Annotated in this window: 26 protein-coding genes; 5 read left to right on the top strand and 21 right to left on the bottom strand. The window is 64.4% G+C overall.

The window, feature by feature from the left end; all coding sequences use genetic code 11:
- Window positions 1-62: 62 nt before the first annotated feature.
- From der to ACN0YL_RS00515, 12 genes are all read right to left on the bottom strand, one after another.
- Complete coding sequence (gene der / locus ACN0YL_RS00570; protein WP_417491954.1) at window positions 63-1460, bottom strand: ribosome biogenesis GTPase Der; 1398 nt, start codon at window positions 1458-1460, stop codon at window positions 63-65.
- 12 nt (window positions 1461-1472) lie between these two features.
- Complete coding sequence (locus ACN0YL_RS00565) at window positions 1473-2822, bottom strand: PQQ-binding-like beta-propeller repeat protein (protein ID WP_417496675.1); 1350 nt, start codon at window positions 2820-2822, stop codon at window positions 1473-1475.
- Window positions 2823-2832: 10 nt separating this feature from the next.
- A complete protein-coding gene (locus ACN0YL_RS00560; protein WP_417496674.1) occupies window positions 2833-3582 on the bottom strand; it encodes a tetratricopeptide repeat protein in 750 nt (249 codons plus the stop codon).
- A 74-nt stretch (window positions 3583-3656) separates the two neighbouring features.
- Entirely contained in the window at window positions 3657-4484 is an 828-nt protein-coding gene (panB, locus tag ACN0YL_RS00555; RefSeq protein ID WP_417496673.1) for a 3-methyl-2-oxobutanoate hydroxymethyltransferase, read from the bottom strand.
- Between the two features lie 123 nt (window positions 4485-4607).
- Window positions 4608-4949: a hypothetical protein gene (locus ACN0YL_RS00550; RefSeq protein ID WP_417491950.1), complete on the bottom strand. Its 342-nt coding sequence runs from the start codon at window positions 4947-4949 to the stop codon at window positions 4608-4610.
- On the bottom strand, window positions 4946-5488 hold the full coding sequence (locus ACN0YL_RS00545; protein ID WP_417491949.1) for an RNA polymerase sigma factor: 543 nt from the start codon (window positions 5486-5488) through the stop codon (window positions 4946-4948). The genes ACN0YL_RS00550 and ACN0YL_RS00545 overlap by 4 nt, the downstream gene beginning before the upstream one ends.
- Window positions 5489-5499: 11 nt before the next feature.
- Window positions 5500-5883 carry a DUF6249 domain-containing protein gene (locus ACN0YL_RS00540; RefSeq protein ID WP_417491948.1) on the bottom strand — a complete coding sequence of 128 codons (384 nt, stop codon included), beginning with the start codon at window positions 5881-5883 and terminating at the stop codon, window positions 5500-5502.
- A gap of 80 nt (window positions 5884-5963) precedes the next feature.
- Window positions 5964-6521 (bottom strand): NnrU family protein, encoded by a 558-nt coding sequence (locus ACN0YL_RS00535; protein WP_417491947.1) that lies wholly within the window; start codon window positions 6519-6521, stop codon window positions 5964-5966.
- Between the two features lie 80 nt (window positions 6522-6601).
- Window positions 6602-6925: a hypothetical protein gene (locus ACN0YL_RS00530; protein ID WP_417491946.1), complete on the bottom strand. Its 324-nt coding sequence runs from the start codon at window positions 6923-6925 to the stop codon at window positions 6602-6604.
- Complete coding sequence (locus ACN0YL_RS00525) at window positions 6912-7451, bottom strand: RNA polymerase sigma factor (RefSeq protein WP_417496672.1); 540 nt, start codon at window positions 7449-7451, stop codon at window positions 6912-6914. Before ACN0YL_RS00525 ends, ACN0YL_RS00530 begins: the two co-directional genes overlap by 14 nt.
- Window positions 7451-7870 carry a hypothetical protein gene (locus tag ACN0YL_RS00520; protein ID WP_417496671.1) on the bottom strand — a complete coding sequence of 140 codons (420 nt, stop codon included), beginning with the start codon at window positions 7868-7870 and terminating at the stop codon, window positions 7451-7453. The genes ACN0YL_RS00525 and ACN0YL_RS00520 overlap by 1 nt, the downstream gene beginning before the upstream one ends.
- A gap of 165 nt (window positions 7871-8035) precedes the next feature.
- Window positions 8036-9517 (bottom strand): alpha/beta fold hydrolase, encoded by a 1482-nt coding sequence (locus ACN0YL_RS00515; protein WP_417496670.1) that lies wholly within the window; start codon window positions 9515-9517, stop codon window positions 8036-8038.
- A 140-nt stretch (window positions 9518-9657) separates the two neighbouring features.
- Here ACN0YL_RS00515 and ACN0YL_RS00510 point away from each other — a divergent pair, with 140 nt between their 5' ends.
- The gene (locus ACN0YL_RS00510) at window positions 9658-11184 is read left to right on the top strand and encodes a LytTR family DNA-binding domain-containing protein (RefSeq protein WP_417496669.1); all 1527 of its coding nucleotides are present in this window, start codon (window positions 9658-9660) and stop codon (window positions 11182-11184) included.
- A gap of 16 nt (window positions 11185-11200) precedes the next feature.
- Here the strand turns inward: ACN0YL_RS00510 and ACN0YL_RS00505 are convergent, their stop codons facing one another.
- From ACN0YL_RS00505 to ACN0YL_RS00495, 3 genes are all read right to left on the bottom strand, one after another.
- A complete protein-coding gene (locus ACN0YL_RS00505) occupies window positions 11201-11446 on the bottom strand; it encodes a SlyX family protein (protein WP_417496668.1) in 246 nt (81 codons plus the stop codon).
- Between the two features lie 101 nt (window positions 11447-11547).
- The gene (locus tag ACN0YL_RS00500; RefSeq protein WP_417491940.1) at window positions 11548-12168 is read right to left on the bottom strand and encodes a 2-hydroxychromene-2-carboxylate isomerase; all 621 of its coding nucleotides are present in this window, start codon (window positions 12166-12168) and stop codon (window positions 11548-11550) included.
- A complete protein-coding gene (locus ACN0YL_RS00495; RefSeq protein ID WP_417491939.1) occupies window positions 12165-12908 on the bottom strand; it encodes an SDR family NAD(P)-dependent oxidoreductase in 744 nt (247 codons plus the stop codon). The genes ACN0YL_RS00500 and ACN0YL_RS00495 overlap by 4 nt, the downstream gene beginning before the upstream one ends.
- Before the next feature lie 186 nt (window positions 12909-13094).
- On the opposite strand from ACN0YL_RS00495, the gene ACN0YL_RS00490 reads away from it, so the two are divergent.
- Together ACN0YL_RS00490 and ACN0YL_RS00485 are read left to right on the top strand one after the other, a co-directional pair.
- On the top strand, window positions 13095-13430 hold the full coding sequence (locus ACN0YL_RS00490; protein WP_417496667.1) for a helix-turn-helix domain-containing protein: 336 nt from the start codon (window positions 13095-13097) through the stop codon (window positions 13428-13430).
- A complete protein-coding gene (locus ACN0YL_RS00485) occupies window positions 13423-14670 on the top strand; it encodes a type II toxin-antitoxin system HipA family toxin (RefSeq protein WP_417496666.1) in 1248 nt (415 codons plus the stop codon). The genes ACN0YL_RS00490 and ACN0YL_RS00485 overlap by 8 nt, the downstream gene beginning before the upstream one ends.
- 28 nt (window positions 14671-14698) lie before the next feature.
- On the opposite strand, the gene guaA is transcribed toward ACN0YL_RS00485, so the two are convergent.
- Window positions 14699-16258: a glutamine-hydrolyzing GMP synthase gene (guaA, locus tag ACN0YL_RS00480; protein ID WP_417496665.1), complete on the bottom strand. Its 1560-nt coding sequence runs from the start codon at window positions 16256-16258 to the stop codon at window positions 14699-14701.
- A gap of 350 nt (window positions 16259-16608) precedes the next feature.
- Here guaA and ACN0YL_RS00475 point away from each other — a divergent pair, with 350 nt between their 5' ends.
- Together ACN0YL_RS00475 and ACN0YL_RS00470 are read left to right on the top strand one after the other, a co-directional pair.
- On the top strand, window positions 16609-17409 hold the full coding sequence (locus ACN0YL_RS00475) for a sulfotransferase family protein (RefSeq protein WP_417496664.1): 801 nt from the start codon (window positions 16609-16611) through the stop codon (window positions 17407-17409).
- Window positions 17402-18199 (top strand): sulfotransferase family protein, encoded by a 798-nt coding sequence (locus ACN0YL_RS00470; RefSeq protein WP_417496663.1) that lies wholly within the window; start codon window positions 17402-17404, stop codon window positions 18197-18199. The genes ACN0YL_RS00475 and ACN0YL_RS00470 overlap by 8 nt, the downstream gene beginning before the upstream one ends.
- A gap of 38 nt (window positions 18200-18237) precedes the next feature.
- Here ACN0YL_RS00470 and ACN0YL_RS00465 read toward each other — a convergent pair whose 3' ends face one another.
- From ACN0YL_RS00465 to ACN0YL_RS00445, 5 genes are all read right to left on the bottom strand, one after another.
- Window positions 18238-19551, bottom strand: a complete 1314-nt coding sequence (locus ACN0YL_RS00465; protein ID WP_417496662.1) for an RsmB/NOP family class I SAM-dependent RNA methyltransferase — start codon at window positions 19549-19551, stop codon at window positions 18238-18240.
- On the bottom strand, window positions 19548-19910 hold the full coding sequence (locus ACN0YL_RS00460; protein WP_417491932.1) for a DUF3088 domain-containing protein: 363 nt from the start codon (window positions 19908-19910) through the stop codon (window positions 19548-19550). Before ACN0YL_RS00460 ends, ACN0YL_RS00465 begins: the two co-directional genes overlap by 4 nt.
- The gene (locus ACN0YL_RS00455) at window positions 19907-20323 is read right to left on the bottom strand and encodes an MAPEG family protein (RefSeq protein ID WP_417496661.1); all 417 of its coding nucleotides are present in this window, start codon (window positions 20321-20323) and stop codon (window positions 19907-19909) included. The genes ACN0YL_RS00460 and ACN0YL_RS00455 overlap by 4 nt, the downstream gene beginning before the upstream one ends.
- 112 nt (window positions 20324-20435) lie before the next feature.
- Window positions 20436-21905 carry an IMP dehydrogenase gene (guaB, locus tag ACN0YL_RS00450; protein ID WP_417496660.1) on the bottom strand — a complete coding sequence of 490 codons (1470 nt, stop codon included), beginning with the start codon at window positions 21903-21905 and terminating at the stop codon, window positions 20436-20438.
- Window positions 21906-22492: 587 nt separating this feature from the next.
- Window positions 22493-22897 carry a hypothetical protein gene (locus tag ACN0YL_RS00445; RefSeq protein ID WP_417496659.1) on the bottom strand — a complete coding sequence of 135 codons (405 nt, stop codon included), beginning with the start codon at window positions 22895-22897 and terminating at the stop codon, window positions 22493-22495.
- Window positions 22898-23032 lie beyond the last annotated feature (135 nt).

Genomic DNA, 23032 nt, shown 5'->3' with positions numbered 1-23032 from the left:
CTTCCGCTTGCCGCACAAAAAAGCCCGGGCCATGACCCGGGCCTTGATGAATAGTCCTGCGATCAGCGTTTCTTCGGCCCCTGCGGGGTCCCGCCACGCTCATTGCCGGCTTCCTTGTCGACATAAGGATTCTTGCCGGCCTTGACGATCAGACGGATCGGCACGCCGGGCAGATCAAATGCCGTGCGCAAGCCGTTGATCAGATAGCGCTTGTAGCTATCGGGCAGATCGGCAGCGCGCGAACACATCAACACGAAGGTCGGCGGACGTGACTTGGTCTGGGTCAGATAGCGCGGCTTGATGCGGCGGCCATTGACGGCCGGCGGCGGGTGACGCTCGATCATCTCGTGCAGCCAGTCATTGAGATCGCGGGTTTTCACCTTGGCGTCCCAATTATGGTGCAGCACCGACAGGGTCGGCATGATCTTGTCGAGCCCCTTGTTCTTCAGGGCCGAGATCGGCAGCAGCGGCGCGCCGGACATCTGCGGCAGCAGCCGGTCAAATTCCTCGCGCACTTCCTTGAGGTAGGCTTCGCGATCAGGCACGAGATCGAATTTCGAAATCGCCACTGCGACGGCGCGGCCTTCCGAGAACGCCATGTCGGCGAGCTGGAGGTCCTGCTTTTCCAGCGGATGGCTGGCATCCATCAAGAGCAGCACGACTTCGGAGAATTTGATCGCACGCAATGTATCGGCGACGCTCATCCGCTCGAGCCGGTCGGAGACCTTGCCTTTCTTGCGCAGGCCGGCGGTGTCGTGCAGGCGCACGCGGCGCCCGTCCCACAACCATTCAACCGCGATGGCGTCGCGGGTGATGCCGGCTTCCGGGCCGGTAATCAGGCGTTCCTCGCCGATCAGGCAATTGATCAGGGTCGACTTGCCGGCATTGGGTCGGCCAATCACGGCGATGCGCAGCGGCGGCGCATCGGGGCGGGCCTTCGAACTCTTGCGCGGCTGTTCGCCAACGGCGTCGACAATCGCCTGGTAGAGCTCGCTCATCCCCTCGCCATGCGCGGCGGAGATGGCGACCGGTTCACCCAGGCCCAGGCTGTAGGCATCGAGCAGACCCGCCTGCCCGGCGCGCCCCTCGGCCTTGTTGGCCAGCAACACCACCGGCTTGCCGGCCTTGCGCATCACTTCGGCGAAAGTCTGGTCGAGCGGCATGATGCCGGCGCGGGCATCGATCAGGAGCAGACAGATGTCGGCGTCCTTGATGGCGATCTCGGTCTGGGCGCGCATTTCCGCTTCCAGACCTTCCTTCTTCTCGTCGTCATAGCCGGCAGTGTCGATCAGACGCAGATCCATATCGCCAAGACGGCCCACGGCTTCGCGGCGGTCGCGGGTCACACCCGGCCGGTCATCGACAATTGCCAGCGGCTTTCCCGCCAGACGATTGAACAGCGTCGATTTTCCCACATTGGGCCGTCCGACGACGGCGATGCGGGGTATAAAATCAGTCATTTGTTTTTTGGCCTATCGAAGCGCGATCAGGCGCGCCTCATCGGTAACCACATAAACGGTCTCATTGGCAATCACGGGTGCCACAAAGACCGACTGTCCGAGCGAGAACTGACGGATGATTTCGCCGTCATAGGCATTGACCAGGACGCCATCGCCATCGCTGGAGGCGAGGAAGACCCGTCCCCCGGCCAGAACGGGGCCGGCCCAGGCGATGCGGTTCTTGCGCCGGTTCGGATTCTCGAACAGATCGAGCTGGGTAATCCAGTGTACCACACCCGTATTGCGGTTGAGGCAGACCAGTTCGGCCTCGCTGGAGATGATGTAGAGGAAGTCGCCCGCAACCCAGGGCGTGTGCAGGCCACCGGCCGGCTGGCTCCAGACCCGCTCGCCGGTGCGCAGCTCGATCGCCACCAGCGTACCGGAATGGCTCATCGCATAGACGATGCCGTCGATGATGACCGGGCTACCGGCGACGTCATTGATCTCCGACAGGGCCGTCAGGCCGGCACCGCGGGTCAGGCTGTCCGACCAGACCGGATTGCCGTTCTGGACGCGCAGGGCCACAAGCTCGCCGGATGCAAACGGGGCGACAACGATGTCACCCAGCACAGCCGGGCTGGGCCCGGTCAGCAGGCGCGCCGTCTCGACGATGCCCTGATAGGTCCACAGCACCGCGCCGGACTCGGCATCAAGCGCCAGCATTTCATTGTCGTCGCTGGTCACGAAGACGCGGCCGTCGGCGACGGTCGGCGCACCATGGAAGGGCACCAGCGTCTCGGTACGCCAGATTTCCTCGCCGGTTTCGGCATCGAGCGCGACGAAGAAATTGAAGCCGGAATGGGCATAGATATGGCCCGAATCATAAGCCAGACCCGACCCGAATGACATACGGTCATAACGGTTCGGGACGCGCAGACGGACCGACCAGAGCTGATTACCGCTATCGGCATCAAGCGCGGTAATCTGTCCCGTCGCATCACCGGCGAAAATCCGGCCTTCGGCGACGACCGGCCGGGCATTGAGCCGGCGGTTATTATTGGAGCCCTGGCCAATGGACTGGCGCCAGGCGGTGTCGAGATTGCCGCTGGCCTGGGTGTGCTGCAGGGCATGGGTCGGATAACCGCCCGGCTGTGGCCAGACCGAATTGACATAGGCCTGCGGCAGCGTGACAGCCTCCAGCTCGGTATCCGTGCTGATTTGCAGCGTCTGCTCGAAACTGAGGATCGAGACGCGGCCATCGGTCGGCGCTGAATCGGCGTTCTCATCGTCGCCCGAGAGAAAATCCAGGGCATTCATCGGATTGGGGACCGAGGAACAGGCCGCGAGCGGCGCCATAACCAGGGCCAGAGCGGCTATACGCAAACGCTTTACATCAATCATCGCCCGAATCCCCGGCGCTAGCTTGTTCAGTCTCTGAGTCGGTTTCGGTGGTGGCAGCGGCCGGTTCCGGCACCGCCATTTCCGCGTGATCGGGCTCGCTCTGGCTGGCGATCAGGGCCAAACCCTCCAGCGCCCGCCGCGCCACGCCCTGCGGCGCGTCGAAACTGGTCGACAGGAATTGATACTCGCGGCGCGCCCGCTCCATATCGCCCGCCCGCAACGCGGCAACAGCGATGGCCTCGCGCGCCAGATGCCGGTAGGGCGAGGTCGCGGTGGTCAGCGGCGTCAGGCGAATCTCGACATCATTGAAGCTCAGCGTGTCCCACAAGGCCCATACCGCCTTCAGCGTGGCCAGGTCACGGATAAGGGGTTCGGCGGTGCGTGCGGCGGCCTGCTCGTAAAAACCGGCGGCGGCAGCATGATCACCCGCTTCAAGCGCGATACCCGCGCGTTGCATCAAGGCCAGCGTCGCATAGGAGTTGGTGCCGGTTTCCACCACCGTCTCCAGACCTGACACGGCCTGTGCCGGACGCCCGGCATCGAGCGCATTCATCGCGACAGCGAAGGCATCCGAGGACTGTTCACGCGTTGAGGTCTGCCAGGCGTGCCAGCCCTGATAGCCGGCGGTTCCAAGGATGATCGCAGCGGCGACACCCAGCACCAGCGGCCCGTATTGGCGCGCCAGATCCTGGTATTTGTCTCTGCGAAGTTCCTCGTCAACTTCTTCGAAAATATCGACCACGTCGAAGCGGCTCCGTGCTTATAGGATAATATGCGCGCGACCCTAGCGCCCGCGCGCCTCAGCGGCAACAGACCTCAACCGTCAACACGCTTCAGCGTGTAGACCTCGTCGCCGGAGGGAAAGCTGCGCTCGCGCACTTCGCGGGCATAGCGCGCCACGGCCGCGTCGGTGCGCTCGGCCATATTGTCATAGCGCTTGACGAATTTGGGCGTCCAGTCGAACACGCCGAGCATGTCCTGGGTCACCAGAATCTGCCCGTCACAATGGCCCGATGCGCCGATTCCAATCGTCGGCACCTTGACGGTCTGCGTGATCTCGCGCGCCAGATCCTCATCGACGCCCTCGATCACGATCGCGAAGGCGCCAGCCTGTTCGGCGATCACTGCCTCCTCGATGACGCGAGCCCGCTCGGCACCGGTCTTGCCCTTGGCCCTGAAACCGCCCTCGGCGAGCGCCGCCTGCGGTCGCAGCCCGACATGGCCGATCACCGGGATCGAGCGCTGGGCCATGAATTCGATCGTCTCGCCGGCATAGGTGCCGCTCTCGATCTTGATCGCCTGGCAGCCGGTCTCGCACATGATGCGGGCAGCATTCTCGAAGGCCTGCTGCGGCGATTGTTCATAGCTGCCAAACGGCATGTCGACCGCGACCAGCGCCCGTTTCGCCCCGCGCATCACGGCCTGGCCGTGCAGGATCATCATGTCCAGCGTGACGCCGATCGTGCTCGCCAGCCCGTGCACAACCATGCCGACACTGTCGCCGACCAGAAGCAGGTCGCAATGCGGATCGAGCAGACGCGCCATCGGCGCATCATAGGCGGTGAGGCAAACCAGGGGCTCAAGCCCCTTTCGCGCGCGAATATCGGCCGCGGTGATGCGGCGGGTCTGGGTCTGGGCGGACATGGATGCGGCCTCTCGGGGCTGGAACTGCCGCGAGACTAGCGCACGATGCTGCAGTGCAAAAGTCTCGTGCTCTCCCGCATTCGGGAAGCGTGGAACCGGTACGCAGTCCGGCGCCCTGGCGGTTCAGGCTATCCGTCGCGGCAGGATCAGCGCCACCATCCCCAGCGCCACCGCCATGGCCAGCGCGGCCAGGGTCTCCGGTGACATCAGGAAGGCAAAGTTCGCCATCAACCCGTCAGCGGGGATCTGCGCCCGGTCGAACACGCCTTCCAGCTGGGTGCCGGCAATCGCCGAGCCGATCGAGCCGGCGCCGCCCAGCATCAGCGCGCGCTTGCGGTCGGGATGCGACAGCTGCGCCACGACCTTGGCGGCAAAGGCATCGGCCTCGGCTTTTTCATTCAAAGGCTCTGCAGCCTCCGCGAAGGCGTCCCTGAGCCGTTGGTCAAAGGCATCGTTCATGGTCATGACGCCATTACCTCCGCGTCCGCAAAAAAGGCCTGCAACTTGGCACGCCCGCGATTGACGTGCGACTTGATGGTCCCCAGCGGCATGCCGGTCGCCTCGGCGGCTTCCGAATGCGACATGCCGCAGGAATAACACATCACCACCGCCACACGCTCTTCTTCTTTCAATGTGGCGAGCGCGCGATCAAGATCAACCACATTGCCCATATCGCGCGGCGCCTCCGTGTCTTCCATCCCGCTGCCAAATCTTTCCATGGCGCGGTCGGTCGACTTGCGCTTGCGCGCCGATTTGAGGAACTCGGTATAGGCGATCGAACAGAACCAGGACTTGATCGACCCGGTCCCCAGATAACTGCCGATCTTCTCGAAGGCCCGGATGAATGTATCCTGGGCGAGATCATCGGCGAGGGCGTGATTGCGGCACATGCGATGCAGCATGCCGCGCACCACGCCCTGGTGGCGCCGGACCAGCTCTCCGAAGGCGGCGGCGTTCTTCGTCGCCATCACCAGAGCCGTGAGTTCTTCGTCCGACGCCTTCATCGCACCAGTTCCTAGAGATTGTCTTTTTTGGAACCGAACAGACCGAAGCCGATCAGGACCAGGCCGATAAAGCCCGGGAAGGCCGCGATGCCGCTCATCACCGTGAAGGCTTCCTGTGCATCCTCGTCAACGCCCGAGATCGTCCAACCCATCACAACGAAGGCGATGGCGACGGCCAGAAGGATTGCCCCGGACTTGAGATCGCCATTGCCGTCCTTGCGCGGCATGCCCAGCGCCCGGACCAGTTCCGGCGTCACCTGTTGACCGGCACGAATGGCCTCTTCGACCGTGCTCAGCGCAGCCTTGCGCTTCTGGGTTCCGCCATTGATCGAGATGAACACGATGGCCACGACCATCGCGAACAGGCCCAGCGGGACCATGATTTCAACACCCATTTCAACCTCCATTAACGAGCGGCACCACGCCGCCTCTTACCCATCAGATGCACGGCGGCAGGCAATTGGATGCAAAGGCCTCAGCCGATAATGGCGACACCGAACAAGTACATGTGAACATTGATGATTATCAGGGCGAGCAAGGCACCCAGCACGATGGCCGTCAGGTCCCCGCCCCAGCCCTTGACCACAGGCGGAGGGGTTTCGCGCAGGCAGGCGGAAATGAAGGTGATGCTCGACCAGATGAAGAAACCGCCAAACAACAGCATCGCCGACAATTCGCCATTGGCCAGGAGGTGCGCGCCGGACCAGAGCGCCACCCCGGCCAGCATCGGATGGCGCACGATGCGGCGGATATGCCCCGGCGCATAGGCGGAGACGAGCAGGATCAGGGACAGCGGCACGATCATGAAGGCGACATGCCGGGTCCATTCCGGCGGCGCCCAGATCGCGACGGGCGGATGGGCGATGATCTTGCCATAGATCAGCAAGGCAAAACCGATCAGCGACGCGGCGGTATAGATCAGCTTGTAGGGCCCCTCACCCAGCGCGCCCTTGAGCCCCGTCCGCAGGCCCGGCACCACCTGCAGCGAATGCACGCCCAGAAACAAGACCAGTCCCGCAATCAAAATCAGCATGTCATCCCCCGGCTGCCAACGCCCGACTATAGGCGATTCATATCCGCCTGGCCGAAAAATCTCCGGCCATCAGGGATGGTTCAGAGCAGGCGCCGGGCCCAGCCGGGCAAAGCCACGCTATCGGTCGCGAGCTTGTGGGCAATAAAGGCGACCAGCGCGACCACGCCGAGGACCAGCAGGACCTGCTGAAAGGAGGCGGACAGGAGAAGCAGAAGCGACAGCATCAGCGGGCGCAGCAGCAACAGCGCCACAAACACCGCCAGTCCGGCCACAGCCGCACGCGCCAGCTCCAACTGGAAACGGCGCCGGGCGACCCGTTCCATCACAGCCATCCGGAAACCGGCATCCACCGCCGGTGCGGCATCAGCCTCAAAGAATGCCTTGAGCGGATCAGCTTTCATCATCACGCACTCCCAAAATCTCTGCCAGCCGGGCCCGGCCGCGCAGGGCATGTGACTTTACCGTACCCAGCGGCATTGCCAAAACCTGCGCTGCATCGGCATGGCTCCAGTCGCCGGCAAGGCACAGGGCAATGACCGCACGCTGGTCGGGGGGCAATTGCGCCAGCGCCTGCTGCATGGCGATATTCAGCTCGGTACCGGGTTGATCACTGTCCGGCCGCTCGCCCTGCCAGTCGGTCTCGCGCCACCGCGTCCGCGACATCGAACGCGCCATGCCCTGGGCGCGCCGCCAGGCAATGCCGAACAGCCAGGAGCGGATGCGCTCGGGCTTGTCCAGCGTGCGCAGCGAGGTCCAGGCGGCGAGGAATGTCTCCTGGGCCAGGTCATCGGCATCGGCCGCATGGCCACACACACGTCGCAGGAAGCTGCGCACCGCCTGTTGATGCCGGTCCACCAGGATCGCAAACGCATTGTCCGAGCCTGACCGTGCCGCCGCCACCAGGGCGGCATCGGTCCTTTGCGTCGACATCAGTCGCCCTTGCGGCCACTCTTGAACAACGAGGACACCAGGAAGGCGAGCGACAACACGCCCATGATCATGGCGATGAAGTAAAAATGGGTACCCGTTTCGCCCAGCAAGCCGGCATAGCCGGTATAGGCGAACACACCGGCCAGTCCGGCAAACAGGATGACCAGGAAGGCCTTGCCACCGCCGCCGCGCCGCTCGCTGCCACCCTCATCACCCGACCAGTCCGACTGGCTGCTCTCGGGCGCATCGAGGCTGGCGATCAGCTCGGCCGGGACTTCCTTGCCGGCGGCGGCATAGGTCTTGATCAGATCGATCTTCGCCTCGGTGCGCTTGTAACGCATCATGCTGTTCCAGCCGGCCCCGAGGAACCAGAACAGCGGGAAGAGCAACCACCAGTAACTTTGAAACAGGTCAGCCATTTTCAATCCTCTCATGCCGAAGCGATCTTGCTTTCACAAACAGGTCGCCGCTGCACGCCGGAATGGATGCAGGCCGGGCTGTGATTGTGCAAAAAATTCGCGCGCACCCCGATTGCGTGACCGCCGCTCTAGCAGTTGCGGTCACGCAGGGCACCCGGATTGGCGCTATTGTTCCAGTGGATTGGCGGTCAGATCCGGCAGCTCGACTATGATCTCCCCGTCGGCGACGGGCTCGCCGCGCATGAAGCGGTGCATCACCGCAGGCACCTCGGGCGTGGTCATGTAGAGATTGTGCCCCGCATTGCGCACAATGATGCGGGTGACATCGGTCAATCCGGCAATCGCCTCGGCCTGGCTGTCGAGATAGGTGCGGCCATCGAGCGTACCGCTGAGCAGAAGCACCGGCGTGTCGCCCTGCGGCGGCTGGCGGTACTCATCGCCGAGATCGAAGCCGTCCCAGGCGCCGCGGATCTGCGGCATCGGAAAATTGAGATAACCGCCGACCAGACTGCCCGGCAGCTGGCGCTCGAATTCGGCCAGACGCGCATCACTGATCCCGGAAGCCAGGTCCATCGCCGTCGGCATCGCGCTCAGCGTGATCGGCTCGCCGATATCCCAGAAGCGCTGCAACAGCATTGTCGTCAGCTCATACTGCCCGGCATCGACCTGGGTGTAGAGCATCAGCAAAAGCGCGGCATATTGCGGATCCGAGATCAGGCCCGAGGTGAAGCCCTGCAGGTGACGGCGCTGCAACAGGAATGGGAGGGTGGTGCCGTCCTCGGTTGGCAATTGCAGCATCACCGGCGCGGCGTCGAGCCGGTCATGCACGCGCCGCATCAGTTGCGCAATATCGGGATAGAGCGCCCGGGCTGCGGGCTGGCTGTCGATCGCGGCCTGCAGGCGGGTGAAATACAGATCGGTCTGGGCCGGCAGCTTCACCGTCTGGTCGAGCCCCTCGGCGCTGGCGAGAATGACGCGGTCGATCTGGCCGGGAATATCCTTCAGCGCCGCCAGGGCGAGATGGCTACCATAGGAAATCCCCCACAGTGTCATCTGCTCTGCCCCGAAATGATCGCGCAGGGCCGCCAGGTCCTGCACGCTTTCGCGCGTCGTGTATCCACGAACATCGATGCCCTGCTGACGCCAGAAGACTCCGCACGCCCCAACTGCGCGCAGCTGCGCCGCGGCATAATCGGCATCGCTGACGGCTTCGATCTCGGAGACAAATTCAGAGGATACGCAACGCGGCAGTTCGGTCGAGCCGCCGGTGCCGCGCTGGTCAAAGGCGATGACATCACCGTGCTGACGCATTTCCTGGAACAGCGAAAAGCGTGGCCCGCGCGCCGTAGCGCTGCCCGACCCGCCCGGGCCACCGGAAAGATATATGATCGGCGAGCCAGGATGATCACCGGTCGCCGGGAAACGAATATAGCTGACCTCGATCATGCGGCTGTCGGGATCGGCGCGATTTTCAGGCACGGTGATGGTGCCGTGAAAGGCCGCAACGCTATCGCCGCTCCGCGCCGTGAATTCGATCGCCTCCTCGCCATAGGCATTACGCACGTCGGCCGGCTGGGCCAGGCCTGGCGGAACCAGGATCAGCGCGCCAAGCGCGGCGGCCAGCAATGGGTGTTTCCAGGTTTTCATGTCTCACTCCGCAAATTCGAGCCCCCCGGCCGACACCATCCTGCCCGGCGCGGCGCTGCAGACACGCGCCAATCTGGCAATGGTCGCTTTGAACCGTTGAACGGCGGGACGTCCGCGCGCGCAGGCGCTAGAGTGAGGCCATGACACGCACGCCCCTCGCCTTCCTGATAGCCCTCGTGTTGGCGGCCCTCGCGGCCGGAGCCAGCACGGCGCAACCACATCTGATGCTCAATGATGCGCCGCTGCGCATCTGCCCCGCCGCCGCCGGTGACATAGCCGACTTTACGGCGCCGGACTGCGCCGACATCCCGCTGCGCAATCTCGACCCGCAGGGGCGCGAGCTCTGGGTGCGCACCGGCTTCGACTGGGATGGCGCGCTCTGGCCGCAGGACCGGCCGATCGGGCTCTTCGTGTTCGGCAAGGCCTCGAGCGAAGTCTGGCTCAATGGCCTACGGCTCGGCGCCAATGGTGCACCGGGCGCGGACGCGGCGACGGAACAGCCCGGCCGGATGGATGCCGTCTTCTACGTCCCGCGCGATGCCCTGCGAGCCGGTTCCAATGAACTGGTGCTGCACATGTCAGCGCATCACGGCCTGCTGCACTTGGGCTGGCCGATCCATATGATCCGCTTCGACCGCTATCAGCCGCCAACCGCGCTGATCTCTGCGGCCTACGCGCCCAGCCTGATTACGCTGGGCATTTTCGTGCTCGGCTTTGTCTTCTTCGCCGTAATGGCCATCCGCAGCAGTGATCGCGAGGGCTCCGCGCTGGTCAGTGTGCTCTCCCTGATCGCCGGTTGCCAATTACTTGCCGAGACCAGTCGCGGCCTGATCGCCTATCCCTATCCGGTGCATGATGTGCGACTCGTATTGATCGTCGGCTTCACGGCCCTGTTCGGCCTCACCCTGCTCGCCTATCTGCTGCACCGCTTCTCCGGCCTCGGACCGGGCGCGCGGCTGCTGCGGGTGCTCTGCCTGGCCGCCCTGCTCGTGCCAGCGCTATGGCTGGGACAGGGCTTCGATGCCAAGACGCTGAATGCCTTCCTGCTCACGGCCCTGGCCGGCATCGCCGGCTGTGCGCTCTGGGCCTGGCAGGGCAAACCGGGCGCCCGCCCCCATCTCGCCGTGCTGGGCGGCCTCACCGCGACCGCGCTGCTGTTTCCGGACGCCTTCGTCGACCGCTATTTCTACCAGGCGATCGCCGCGCTTCTGCTCTTCCTGTTCGTGCAGCAGGCCATCGCCCTGGTGCATGAGCGCCGCGCCCGCCGCTTGGAAGCCACCCGCGCCGACCGGCTCGAGATCGCCCTGAGCCAGGCGCGGCAAAAGGATCACCCGGTCCAGATCGAACTGGTGAGTGCCGGCCGCACCGACTACATCGCCACTGACCGCATCGCCCAGCTCAAGGCGGCCGGTGATTATGTCGAGGTGCATTTCGAGAATGGCCAGACATCGCTCTATACCGGCTCACTGACCGGCCTCGAGGCGAACCTGCCGCCGACTTTCCTGCGCGTCCACCGCTCCCATATCGTCAATACCGGCTTCGTCAGCGCCCTGGAGCGCGATGCCTCCGGCGTCGGTCGGCTGATCCTGACCAACGGGATGGATGTGCCGATCAGCCGTCGGATATTGCCGAAGGTGAGGACGGCTCTCGCCGAGGCGGCGGAATAACGCGGCGCGCGTCAGCCTACCAGTGCGGCGGCGGCCGGTTTTCCGGGGCCGGGCCCTGGGCCTCGACGGCGTGGATGCGGTCGAGGAATTGTGCCAGCCGGGCCTTGATCAGGTCGAACTCGGCGCGCTGGTCATTCATGACCTCGGAGAGCTCCTGCAGCATCTTGTCCTGGTGCGCGATATGGGCTTCGAGCGTATCGAGCCGTTCGGTCACGTCGTCGGTCGCCTGGTCGGTTGCCTGTTCGGGCGCGTGATCGGTCATTGCGTCTGTCCACCGGTAGGGAGTGTCTGGGCGCCTGTTTAGGCAAGCCGCGCACCGAAGACCAGAGGCCTGAGTCTGCGAAACCAGCGCGAGATGCAGGATTATGCTGACCGCGCGGTTAAGACCGGCTCCAGGCTCTCCAGCCGGTCCTTGCCGAAATAGAGCTCGCCATCAACGATGAAGCTGGGAATGCCGAATACGCCCTGGTCGACGGCCAATTGGGTATTGGCGATCAGCCGGGCCTTCACATCAGCGGTCTGGATCAGTTCCAGCAGGCGATCCGCCGGCAGGCCGGCCTCGGTCAGCGTCGCGTGGAAGACATCGGCATCGTCGAGCTTGCGCGGCTTCTCCCACATGAAATGGAAGATCGCCTCGACATAGGGCGTCAGCACGCCCTCGGCCTCGGCCGCGACGGCACCGCGCATGGCGCTCAGCGTATTGACCGGGAAATGCGGGTTGAAATTGAAATGGGTGAGCTTGTGCCGGGCGATGAAGCGCTCGATTTCCTTGTATTCATAGGCCAGCTTGGCCGGGACATCGGCGAAGGCGATCATCGGTGCCTGATTGCCGGTCGCCTTGAATATCCCGCCGAGCAGGACCGGGACATAGCGAAACTTGACGCCCGTGCGCGCCTCGATGCCCGGAATGATGCGGTGGGCGAAATAGGCATTCGGGCTGGCAAAGTCGAAATAGAAGACGGGGTCGTTTGAAGGATCACTCACCAGTTTTCTCCATAGGGCCGAAGGTCGAGTTCATGCGTCCAGGCATCGCGCGGCTGACGATGCAGCATGAGATAGGTCTCGGCAATCGAGGCCGGGTCCATCAGCGTGTCGGGCGGCAGGGCGGCGACGGCGTCAGTACCATGCGCCTGGGCGATGCGCTCGCGCACCCAGGCGGTATCCACGCCCGCATCGATCACGAGATGAGCGACATGAATCCCCTGCGGCCCCAGCTCGCGCGCCATGGATTGCGCCAGCGAGCGCAGCCCGGCTTTGGCCGCCCCGAAGGCCGCATAGCCCTTGCCGCCGCGCATTGAAGCCGTGGCACCCGTAAAGAAGATCGACCCCGCCCCGCGCGGCAACATGATCCGCGCCGCCTCGCGCCCGGTCAGGAAGCCGGCCTTGCAGGCCATGTCCCAGACCTTGGAGAAGACGCGCTCGGTGGTGTCCAGCAGCGGGAATTGCACATTGGCGCCGACATTGAAGATCACGGCTTCCAGCGGCGCCGAGGCTTCGGCGGCATCGAGGAAGGCCGTCACGGATCGCTCGTCCCGCGCATCCAGCGAATGCCCGGTGAAACGCCCGCCCGCAGCCTCGATCTCCCGCGCCAACGGTTCCAGCTTCTCGCCGCCGCGCCGCCCGCCATGGACATGATAGCCCTCGGCGGCAAAACGCCGGGCAATGGCGGCACCGATAAAATCACCGGCGCCGACGATGGCGATGCTGGCTTTGCGCTGGGTCATGCTGGGCCTCCTGATTGAGATCACCTTGGCGCAAAAGCCGGGCGGGCTCTAGCGGGACGCGCTTCGACTCGCGCGGCGGGCATGAATTCTGACCCAGGCGGTGCGCCAGGCTGCGGCACTTTCAAACTAGATCAAGTGTAGTCTTTGTGCTACAAACTTCGCTAATATGTAGCGCGAAGATGACAAATGCCAACACCACACCTTCCATCTGCCGCCGTCAGGCGCGCCTTGCGCAAACTCGGCGCGGATATCCATGACGCCCGCCGCCGCCGACGCCTGCCGATGGCGGTTGTCGCGGAACGTGCCTTCACGTCGCGGTCGACATTGCAGAAAATCGAAGCTGGCGACGCCGGCGTCGGTATCGGGATCTACGCCGCCGTATTGCAGGCACTCGGCCTGCTCGACGGGCTGAGCCAGATCGCCGACATCGGCAATGACAAGGTTGGACAGACACTGGCCAGTGCGGCCCTGCCCAAGCACATCCATCTCAAACGGACAGGCAAGCCGCCAACCGATGACTGACATCGAAGTTCATATCGATCTCGACGGGCGCACTCGGCCTGTCGGCCTGGCCCGTAGCAATCGGGTCCGGGGCATGGAAACGCTTGTGTTCGAATACGCCCCGTCATGGCTGGCCGATGCCGATGGCTTTTCACTGGAGCCAGCTCTCGCGCTGACACGAGGCGGCTTCGTTCCAGCCGACGGCCAAGCCATCTTTGGCTCGCTGGGCGATTCCGCGCCGGACACTTGGGGACGGCGGCTGATGCAGCGTGCCGAGCGTCGTTCGGCGGAGGCCCAAGCACGCCCGGTTCGCACACTCATGGAAAGCGATTATCTGCTTGGGGTCGCCGACGAAACCCGCCTGGGTGCATTGAGATTCCGCCGGGCGGGCGAGACAGCCTTCCAAGCGCCGATCCGCGCCGGGGTTCCCGCCCTGATCGCACTTGAGCGCCTGCTCCAGATCACCGAGCGTATCCTCCGGGATGAGGAAACAGACGAGGATTTTGAACTCATATTCGCACCCGGCTCCTCGCTCGGCGGCGCAAGGCCGAAAGCATCCGTCATCGACCGGCATGGGCACCTCTCCATCGCCAAATTTCCTAAGGAAACCGACGAGTACAGCATCGAGACCTGGGAGGAGATCGCCCTTCAGCTCGCCAACCAGGCCGGCATCAGCACGCCGCAGCATGAGCTGGTTCAAGTCGCAGGCAGGGCCGTGATGCTGTCGCGGCGTTTCGATCGCGCCGGCGCGACCCGAATTCCCTTCCTATCGGCAATGGCGATGATGGGCGCCCGGGACGGGGAACACGGCAGCTATCCGGAAATGGTAGACGCGCTTGGACAATACGGCGCGCAGGCAAAGGTCGATGCCCATGCCCTCTATCGACGCGTCGCCTTCAACGTAATGATCTCCAATGTCGATGATCACCTGCGCAATCATGGATTTTTGTGGCGCGGCAAGGCGGGATGGACGCTATCGCCCGCCTACGATCTCAACCCGGTTCCGATCGACCTCAAGGCGCGCGTGCTGACGACCAATATCGACCTCGATGAGGGCAGTTGCTCGCTCGACCTGCTCGAGGCAGCGGCGCAATATTTCAGTCTCACCCTCGCGCGGGCCCGCACGATCATCAAAGAAGTGGCGAGCGTGACCGCGACCTGGCGTCAGACCGCGAAGGCCGTCGGCGCCCGGCCGGCCGAGATCACCCGCATGGCCAGCGCCTTCGAACATGACGATCTGCGCAGAGCAATCAAGCTATAGCCCGAGCGCCGCCGGGTGCGCCTGCCCCCTACTCCCACTCAATCGTCCCCGGCGGCTTGCTGGTCACATCATAGACGACGCGATTGATGCCGCGGCATTCATTGATGATGCGGGTGGCGACTCGCCCGAGGAAATCATGCTCGAACGGGTAGTAATCCGCCGTCATGCCGTCGACCGAGGTGACGGCGCGCAGGGCGAGGACGGCGTCATAGGTGCGTTCATCGCCCATCACGCCGACGGTGTTGACCGGCAGCAGCACGGAGAAGGCCTGCCAGATGACGTCATAGAGGCCGGCCTTCTTGATCTCGTCGATATAGATCGCATCGGCCTTGCGCAGGATATCGGCCTTCTCCTTGGAGACGGCGCCGGGAATGCGAATGCCCAGGCCTGGTCCCGGGAAGGGATGGCGTTTGACGAAGGCTTCCGGCAGGCCGAGCTCGCGGCCAAGCGCGCGCACTTCATCCTTGAAGAGTTCCCGCAGGGGCTCGACCAGTTTCATCTTCATGCGCGCCGGCAGACCGCCGACATTATGGTGGGATTTGATGGTGACCGAGGGGCCGCCATCGAAGCTGACGCTTTCGATCACATCGGGATAGAGCGTGCCCTGGGCGAGGAAGTCGGCGCCGCCGGCCTCCTTCGCCTTCTCGTCGAACACGTCGATGAAGAGGCCGCCAATGATCTTGCGTTTCTGTTCCGGATCCTCGACGCCCTTGAGCGCGCCGAGGAAGAGCTCCTCGGCCTGGGCGTGAACGAGCGGGATATTGTAATGCTCGCGGAACAGGTCGACGACCTCGTCGGCCTCGCCCAGCCGCATCAGGCCGGTATCGACGAAGACACAGACCAGTTGGTCGCCAATCGCCTCGTGCAGCAGCACCGCCGCGACGGAGCTGTCGACACCGCCGGAGAGGCCACACAATACCCGCTTGTCGCCGACCTGGGCGCGGATCTTGGCGATGGCTTCATCCTTGAAGCTCGCCATCGACCAGTCGCCACGGAAACCGGCGATCTGATGCGTGAAGTTCTTGAGCAATTCGGCCCCGCGCGGCGTATGCACGACTTCGGGGTGGAATTGCACCGCGTAGAATTTGCGGTCCTCGTCGGCGATCGCCGCAAAGGGCGCATTGCCCGAGGTGGCGATGACCTTGAAACCGTCCGGCAGGGCGCTGACGCGGTCGCCATGGCTCATCCAGACGCGTTCTTCATGACCGATGGGGCCAAACCCGGCAAACAGCGGGCTGTCGGCAACAATCCTGATATCGGCGCGGCCAAATTCGCGCTCTTCGGACGCTTCCACCTTGCCGCCGAGCTGGGCGCACATGGTCTGTTCGCCATAGCAGATGCCGAGCACCGGAATACCGCGCGTGAAGACGGACGGATCGGCCTTGGGTGAATTGTCCCAATGGGTCGAGTGCGGCGAGCCTGACAGGATGATCGCCTTGGGATCATAGCCGTCGATGAAGGCCTGGTTGGCGCGGTTATAGGGATGGACTTCGCAGAAGACGCCGCTCTCGCGCAAACGCCGCGCGATCAGCTGGGTGACCTGGCTGCCAAAGTCGATGATGAGGGCTTTTTCGTGTTGATCTGTCATGCGCTCTCACTCCCGCAGGCGCGGGCTTTCCGGGGACAAAATGTGGGGGTTATGGCCGAGCTCGATATCAGCATGGCGCCGATTAGCGCGAGTCAGGCGCGATGGCCAGCAAGGAATCCGGTTTTCGCCCGTGCGAATGCGTCATGGCAGCCGGGCGGCGATGGGAAAACGGCGAAATCGAGTCCGGAAATTGGCCGGAATGCGGCCGGCACCGGGACGCGCCGCTGGCTGGTCCCGCCCGCTCATAAACCGTTCATGTTACTGTAATTAATTGCATTTCCGTAACCGCCCCGTCACCCCACGATCATCTTCCCCGGCGCTTGTATGGCTGCAGGCGGGAGACATCGGACATGCAGGAAATCATCGGCCAGGCTCCGATCTTTATCGGCGGCGCGCCGCGCTCGGGGACGACCTTGCTGCGCGCCATTGTCAATACGTCGAAGGGCATTGTCTGCGGGCCGGAATCCCGGATCGTGCCGGCGCTCGCGGCCCTGTCCTCACAGATCGAGCAGCTGCACATGCCGGTGCTGGAACGGCAATACGGGCTTGATGCCGACATGCTGCACCAGCGCTTCGCCTCCACGATCAATGGCTTTCTGGCGCCGCTACAGGCAGAATCGGGTTGCCGTATCGCCGAGAAAACGCCGGCCAATATTCTCCACTTCACGCAATTGCGCCTCCTGTTTCCCGGCAGTCCGCTGGTCGGCATTGTTCGCGATGGCCGTGATGTTGTCGCCTCCCTGCTGACGATGGACTGGCGGGACTCCCGCACCGGCCAGCCGTTGGCGATCACGCGCGATCCCGCAGCAGCGGCCCGCCTCTGGGTCCAGAGCGTTGAAGCCGGCGCGGCGATGCGCGAGGATCCAAATTATTTCGAGCTGCGCTATGAAGCCCTGGTGCGCCACCCGCGCGACATGATCGCCGGGCTGTTCGCCTTTCTTGGCGAAGACAGCGATGCCATCGAGGCGGCGCTGGACCATGCCAGCACCTTCAATCCGGCCTCGGGCGCCAATGAATCGAGCAATGACCGCGTCGCCCAACCCATCGACACGCGCGCGATCGGGCGCTGGAGGGCGGCGCTCGACGCGTCGCAACATGACTGCGTCATGCGGATTGCCGGCCCCGCCCTGTCGCGGCTGGGTTATGTCTGAGGCTGTAAGCGGCACCGGGTTCGTCTTCCTCGGCGGCTGCCCGCGCTCGGGCCTGACCCTGATACGCCGTCTGCTCGACGGGCATTCGCGGATTCATTGCGGTCCCGATACAGGACTGCCCGTGGCGATTGCCATGCAATGGGAGAATTTCGCGACCCAGCTGGGCGATCTGCATCGCGAGGATTTCGGGCTCGAGGCTGAACAGGTCCGCGCCAATATGGCCGGGCTGCTGACCGGGCTGATCGGAGAAGCGGTGCGGGACAGCCCCGGCGACCTGCTGGTGGAAAAGACCAGCCTCAATGTGCTGGCCTTCGAACGTCTCGGCCGCCTGCTGCCGGCGGCGCGTTTCGTCCACATCGTCCGCGACGGCCGCGATGTCGCCGCCTCGCTGCTGCAGCGCGACTGGCGCGGCCCCGATGGACGTCCCTTCGCGCATGTCAGCGATCCGGGCGCGGCGCTGAAATACTGGTGCGATCTGACCGGCATCGGCCTGCAGGCGGAAACCACACTTGCGCCCGGGCGGGTGCTGCGCCTGCGCTATGAGGATGTGGTGAAGAAGCCGAAACGCAGCATCACGGCGCTGCTGCGCTTTCTCGGCCTGAACTACGAGCCGGCCATGCTGGATTACACCCGCCAGCCGATCGAGCTGATCGGGCTGGAGCGCGACAGCCTGCCTCTGCTGGACGCGCCCCTAACCACCGCGCGGATCGGCGGCGGTCGCGCAGTGAACGCGGCGGTGAGCGCCGCAGTCGGCGACCGGTTGCGCGTGCTGGGCTATCGGGTGGATTGAGCGATCAGCTGCGGGCCTCGCCCGCGCTGTTCAGCCCCCTACCCCACGCGTTCCAGCACGCAGATATAAAACCCGTCGGTGTCGGTGCGCGCCGGTGAGAGCTGCAGCGCGCCGTGGGCGCCTTCGCATTTCGCGAGGATCTCCTCGGCGCCATTGGCGAGACCGCCGGAGGCGCGCATCGCCTTGATCGCGGGGACGGGCTTGAAATTCTCGTGACTGGCGAGGAAGGCGGTGATGCGGTCCCCGTTTTCTTCCGGCAGCACCGAACAGGTGACATAGACCAGGCGGCCGCCCTGTTTGACATAGCGCGAGCCACGCTCGAGCACGGTGTCCTGTTCGCCCATGCGGGTTTCCAGCGCGCGCTCGCGCAGGCGCCATTTGGCGTCGGGGCGGCGGCGCCAGGTGCCGGTACCGGTACACGGTGCATCGCAGAAGACGACATCCATCTTGCCCACGAGGTCGGCGAGGCATTTGTCTTCCTCGGCATCCTGGACCTGGACATTATGGGCGCCGGCGCGCTTGAGGCGCGGCCAGATGGCGCGCAGGCGGCGCCAGTCGATATCCCAGGCGTGGATCTGGCCGGTATTGTTCAAGAGCGCCGAGAGCGCCAGCGTCTTGCCGCCGGCACCGGCGCAATAATCGAGGATCTGCATGCCTTCGCGGCCCCCCGAGGCCAGCGCCGCGACTTGCGAGCCGATATCCTGGACCTCGACCCAGCCCTTGCCATAGGCGGGAATGCTTTCCGCCGCCGCCGACTTGCCACGCGGATCGCGCTGCGGGATGCGGATCGCCATCGCGGCGAGCTCGGACGGCTCGGCTGTCTTCAGCTTGGAGCTGACTTCCTTGAACGCCTTGTCGAAGCCGACCTGGACTTCATTGACGCGCAGATCGACCGGCGCGCGCGCGCACAGCTCGTGGGCCTCTTCCTCGGCCTTGTCGCCGAAGGCGCGCTGGAAGCTGGCCTCGAGCCATTCGGGGAAATCGCCGCGGATATGGAGCGGCGCATCGGAGATATCGCGCTCCAGACCGCTGCGCTCGGCATTGGTCAGCGGTTCCGGCGCGTGCGGATCGCTGTCCATCATGGCGTCGATCTCTTCGACCGAGAGGCCCCAGACGCGGGCGACGGTACCGAAGGCGAGCGCGCGGGCGCTGTCATCCTGCATCGCATGGCCGACCGAGGACTGATGACGCAGGGCGTCGAGCACGAGGCCGGTGATCCAGGCGCGGTCGCCGGAACCGGCATAGCGATTGGCCTTGCCCCAGTCGCGCACGGCATCCTTGACCGGCGTGTGCTGGCGGTTCTGGACTTCGAGGATTTCAATCGCTGCGGCGATCTTGGCTGCGTCTCTCATTTTGGCTGTGCTCCGCCATAGGTGGTGGCGAGCTGATGGCAGATCGCGATCGGGTCGGTCAGGAAACGGCGATCATTCGCCGTCTCCACCTTTGAATGGGCCTTCGTCTCATCGGCCAGGATCAGCGTCGGCGCATTCTGGTGCGCCTCGCCGAGCAGGGCGATGATTTCCGGCCGTGGCCGGGGGTATTCGATGCGGACGATGGTGACGGCCTCGGCCCAGTGTGGATTGCCGAGCAAGGCGCCCTCGATCAGGCAGCAATCGGCACACAGGCGCGGCCCGTCAACGCCGTCCCAGGCGCCGGTGAGCAGGAAGAGGATATCCTTGCCGGTCTCGATGGCGGGCTGCACCTGCATCATCGCGTCATCAGCTCCACAGCGAACACGACCCAATAGCCCAGCAACACCAGAAGCCCGCTGGCAAAGGCCATAAAGCGCGAGCGCAGATTATTGCTGGTGACATGGATCAGGGCGTGCAGCAGGCGCAGGCCGACATAGGCCCAGGCCAGAATGACGAGCAGCACGCTGGTGGCGCCGGTGATCAGGGCGAAAGCCGTGACGGCATAGAACAGGACCGGCGAGGCGAGCTGGTTCTCATAGGCATTCGAGACCTGCTGGATGCGCACCGGCCAGCCGGGCTGGCCGAGCGCGATATCGCCCGGCTTGACCTTGCCGGAAGCGATCGCGCCATAGCGCATCGCGCCCATGGTGAAGACCAGCACGAAGGTCAGGGCGACCTGGACGAAGACGGGAATGAGCAGTGCGGAATTCATAACTAACATCCTTGTTCAAACGGGGGGCGAGCCAAGGCTCACCGCCCCTCCCGGTCAATCGACAAAGGCGCAGACAGGCCATACGCGCCCGTCACTTGCCAGACGCCAAATCCTAGCTCTGCGTCGGATAATTCGGCGCTTCGCGGGTGATCTTGACGTCATGGACATGGCTTTCACGCAGGCCGGCATTGGTGATGCGGACGAATTGGGCCCGTTCGTGCAGCTCGCCGATCGTCTTCGAACCGGTATAGCCCATCGCCGCACGCAATCCGCCGACCATCTGGTGCAGGATCGGTGCGACCGGACCCTTATAGGGCACCTGGCCTTCAATGCCTTCGGGCACCAGCTTCATGCGCTCGGTATCCTTCTGGAAATAGCGGTCGGCAGAACCCGCCGCCATCGCCCCGAGCGAGCCCATGCCGCGATAGGATTTGTAGGAGCGGCCCTGGTAGAGAAACACCTCGCCGGGCGCTTCTTCCGTGCCGGCCAGCAAGGATCCGACCATGATGGCATCGGCGCCCGCGGCGATCGCCTTGGCCATGTCGCCGGAGAATTTGATGCCGCCATCGGCGATGATGCAGGCGTCCGAGCCTTGTGCCGCGCGGCGCGCATCCATGATCGCGGTCAATTGCGGCACACCGACTCCGGCGACGATGCGCGTCGTGCAGATCGAGCCCGGGCCGATCCCGACCTTGATGCAATCGGCACCGGCCTCGATCAGCGCCTTGGCGCCGTCATAGGTGGCGACATTGCCGGCGACGATCCGCGACAGGTTCGATGCCTTGCGGATGCGCTTGACCTGGTCGAGTACCGAGGAGCTCTGGCCGTGGGCGGTGTCGATGACGACGACATCAACGCCGGCATCAATCAAGGCCATGGCGCGTTCATAGCCACTATCGCCGACGGTGGTCGCGGCGGCGCAGCGCAGCGAGCCTTCGCGGTCCTTGGCGGCGGTGGGGTGGGCCTGCGCCTTTTCCATATCCTTGACGGTGATCAGGCCGATGCAGCGATGATCGGCATCGACGACCAGCACGCGTTCGATCCGGTGGCGGTGCAGCTTGGCGCGCGCCTCGTCCTGGGTCGCGCCTTCATTGACGGTGACGACGTCGCGCGTCATCAGATTGCCGACCTTTTCATTGGGATCATCGGCAAAGCGGACATCGCGATTGGTGATGATGCCGACCAGCTTGCCCGGCTTGCCCGGCGCCGCGCCCTCGACGACAGGAATGCCGGAGATCCGTTTTTCCTGCATCAGGGCCCGCAGCTCGGCCAAGGTCGCCTCCGGCGAGATCGTCACCGGATTGACCACCATGCCGCTCTCGAAACGCTTGACGCGGCGCACTTCCTCGGCCTGTTCGGCAATGGTCAGATTGCGGTGGATCACCGCCAGCCCGCCGGCCTGGGCCATGGCGATCGCCATATGCGCCTCGGACACCGTATCCATCGCCGCAGCCATGATCGGAATATTGAGACCGCAATCGCGCGCCACGCGTGTGGACACAATGGCGTCGGCGGGAAGAACATCGGACGGGCCGGGCTGCAAGAGCACGTCATCGAAGGTCAGACCTTCACGAATCTCCATCAGAGACTCCTTTTTGCTGCTTGCGGCGCGGCTATAACAGGTGTGGCGCGAAGGTCAATTGGCGAGTGCGGGCGACAGAAACCGGGACTGTCATGATTTCGCATGTCTGCCATCCTGCCATCCTGGCATTGAGACGCGCAACGCCTTGTATCAACTGGCGATAACGGCGGCGGGACGGCGCTCCGGCCCTGTCATCGAATGGCAGGGACTGCCACGTGCAGGCGCATTTCGGCTGTGATTTTTTGCGAGGGGCAACGATGTCAAAGAGCGGGGATCGCCCGATTATAACGCTGCGGCGGAGGCCGTGGATAAGCGGGGCCATCCGGATGTGCCTGCGCTTTCAATCCCCCACCCGTTGTCATCCCGGGCGAATGCCCGGACTTGATCCGGGGCCCTCTGTACTCAGGAGCAGGCTCCGGGCCGGGACCTACCCGCCATTCCAGCTGGTCTCACGGGTAGGTCCCGGATCTGCGCCCCGCCTGCGCGGGGCATTCGTCCGGGATGACAAAGGTTGGATTTTTTCAGGTGGAAGCAGCGGCCCGCCACGGGCCAGGACCCGCCCTGCAAACCATGCCGAGACCCGGCCCTCAATCCTCGGGACTGGTTTCCACCGGCGGGCAGCTGGGGACGTCGACGGCTTCGCAGCTTTCCGAATAGTTGCATTCCGGCCAGAGCCCGCCGGCGCCGGTACGAGTGCAGCGCTGGGTATATTCCAGGCTGCTGCCGTCGGCACAGCGGATCTGGACGGTGCGCTCGATATGGCTCACCGTCGAACAGGCGCGCAGGACGCGATTATAGATATCGATCAGAATGCCGGAGGATTCCTGTGCCACCGGTACTGTCTCGCCATTGTCGCGCGGCGGGCGCTGGGCGATTGCGGCAGAATTGTCCGGGCGCTGCACGGCCGGTTGCACCTGGCGCGTCTGGGCCGCTGCGCCATTGGCGCCGGCCAGGGCCAGCGCCAGCGCGCCGGTCAATGCAAGTCTGGTCATGTCATCCCCTCCAAAAGCCAGGCCGGCATCAAAGCACCTGCCCGCCCGCCACGCAATTTTACCCGGCCCGGCAGCCATCACGGACCCGGTCCGCTTTTTTGCTGGCGCCCGAAGTGAACAGCGTTCACAATGCGC

This window comes from Maricaulis sp. (assembly GCF_048269565.1).
Taxonomy (GTDB): domain Bacteria; phylum Pseudomonadota; class Alphaproteobacteria; order Caulobacterales; family Maricaulaceae; genus Maricaulis.
The sequence above is the reverse complement of the archived record's forward strand: the minus strand, read 5'-3'. Positions and strand labels throughout refer to the sequence as shown.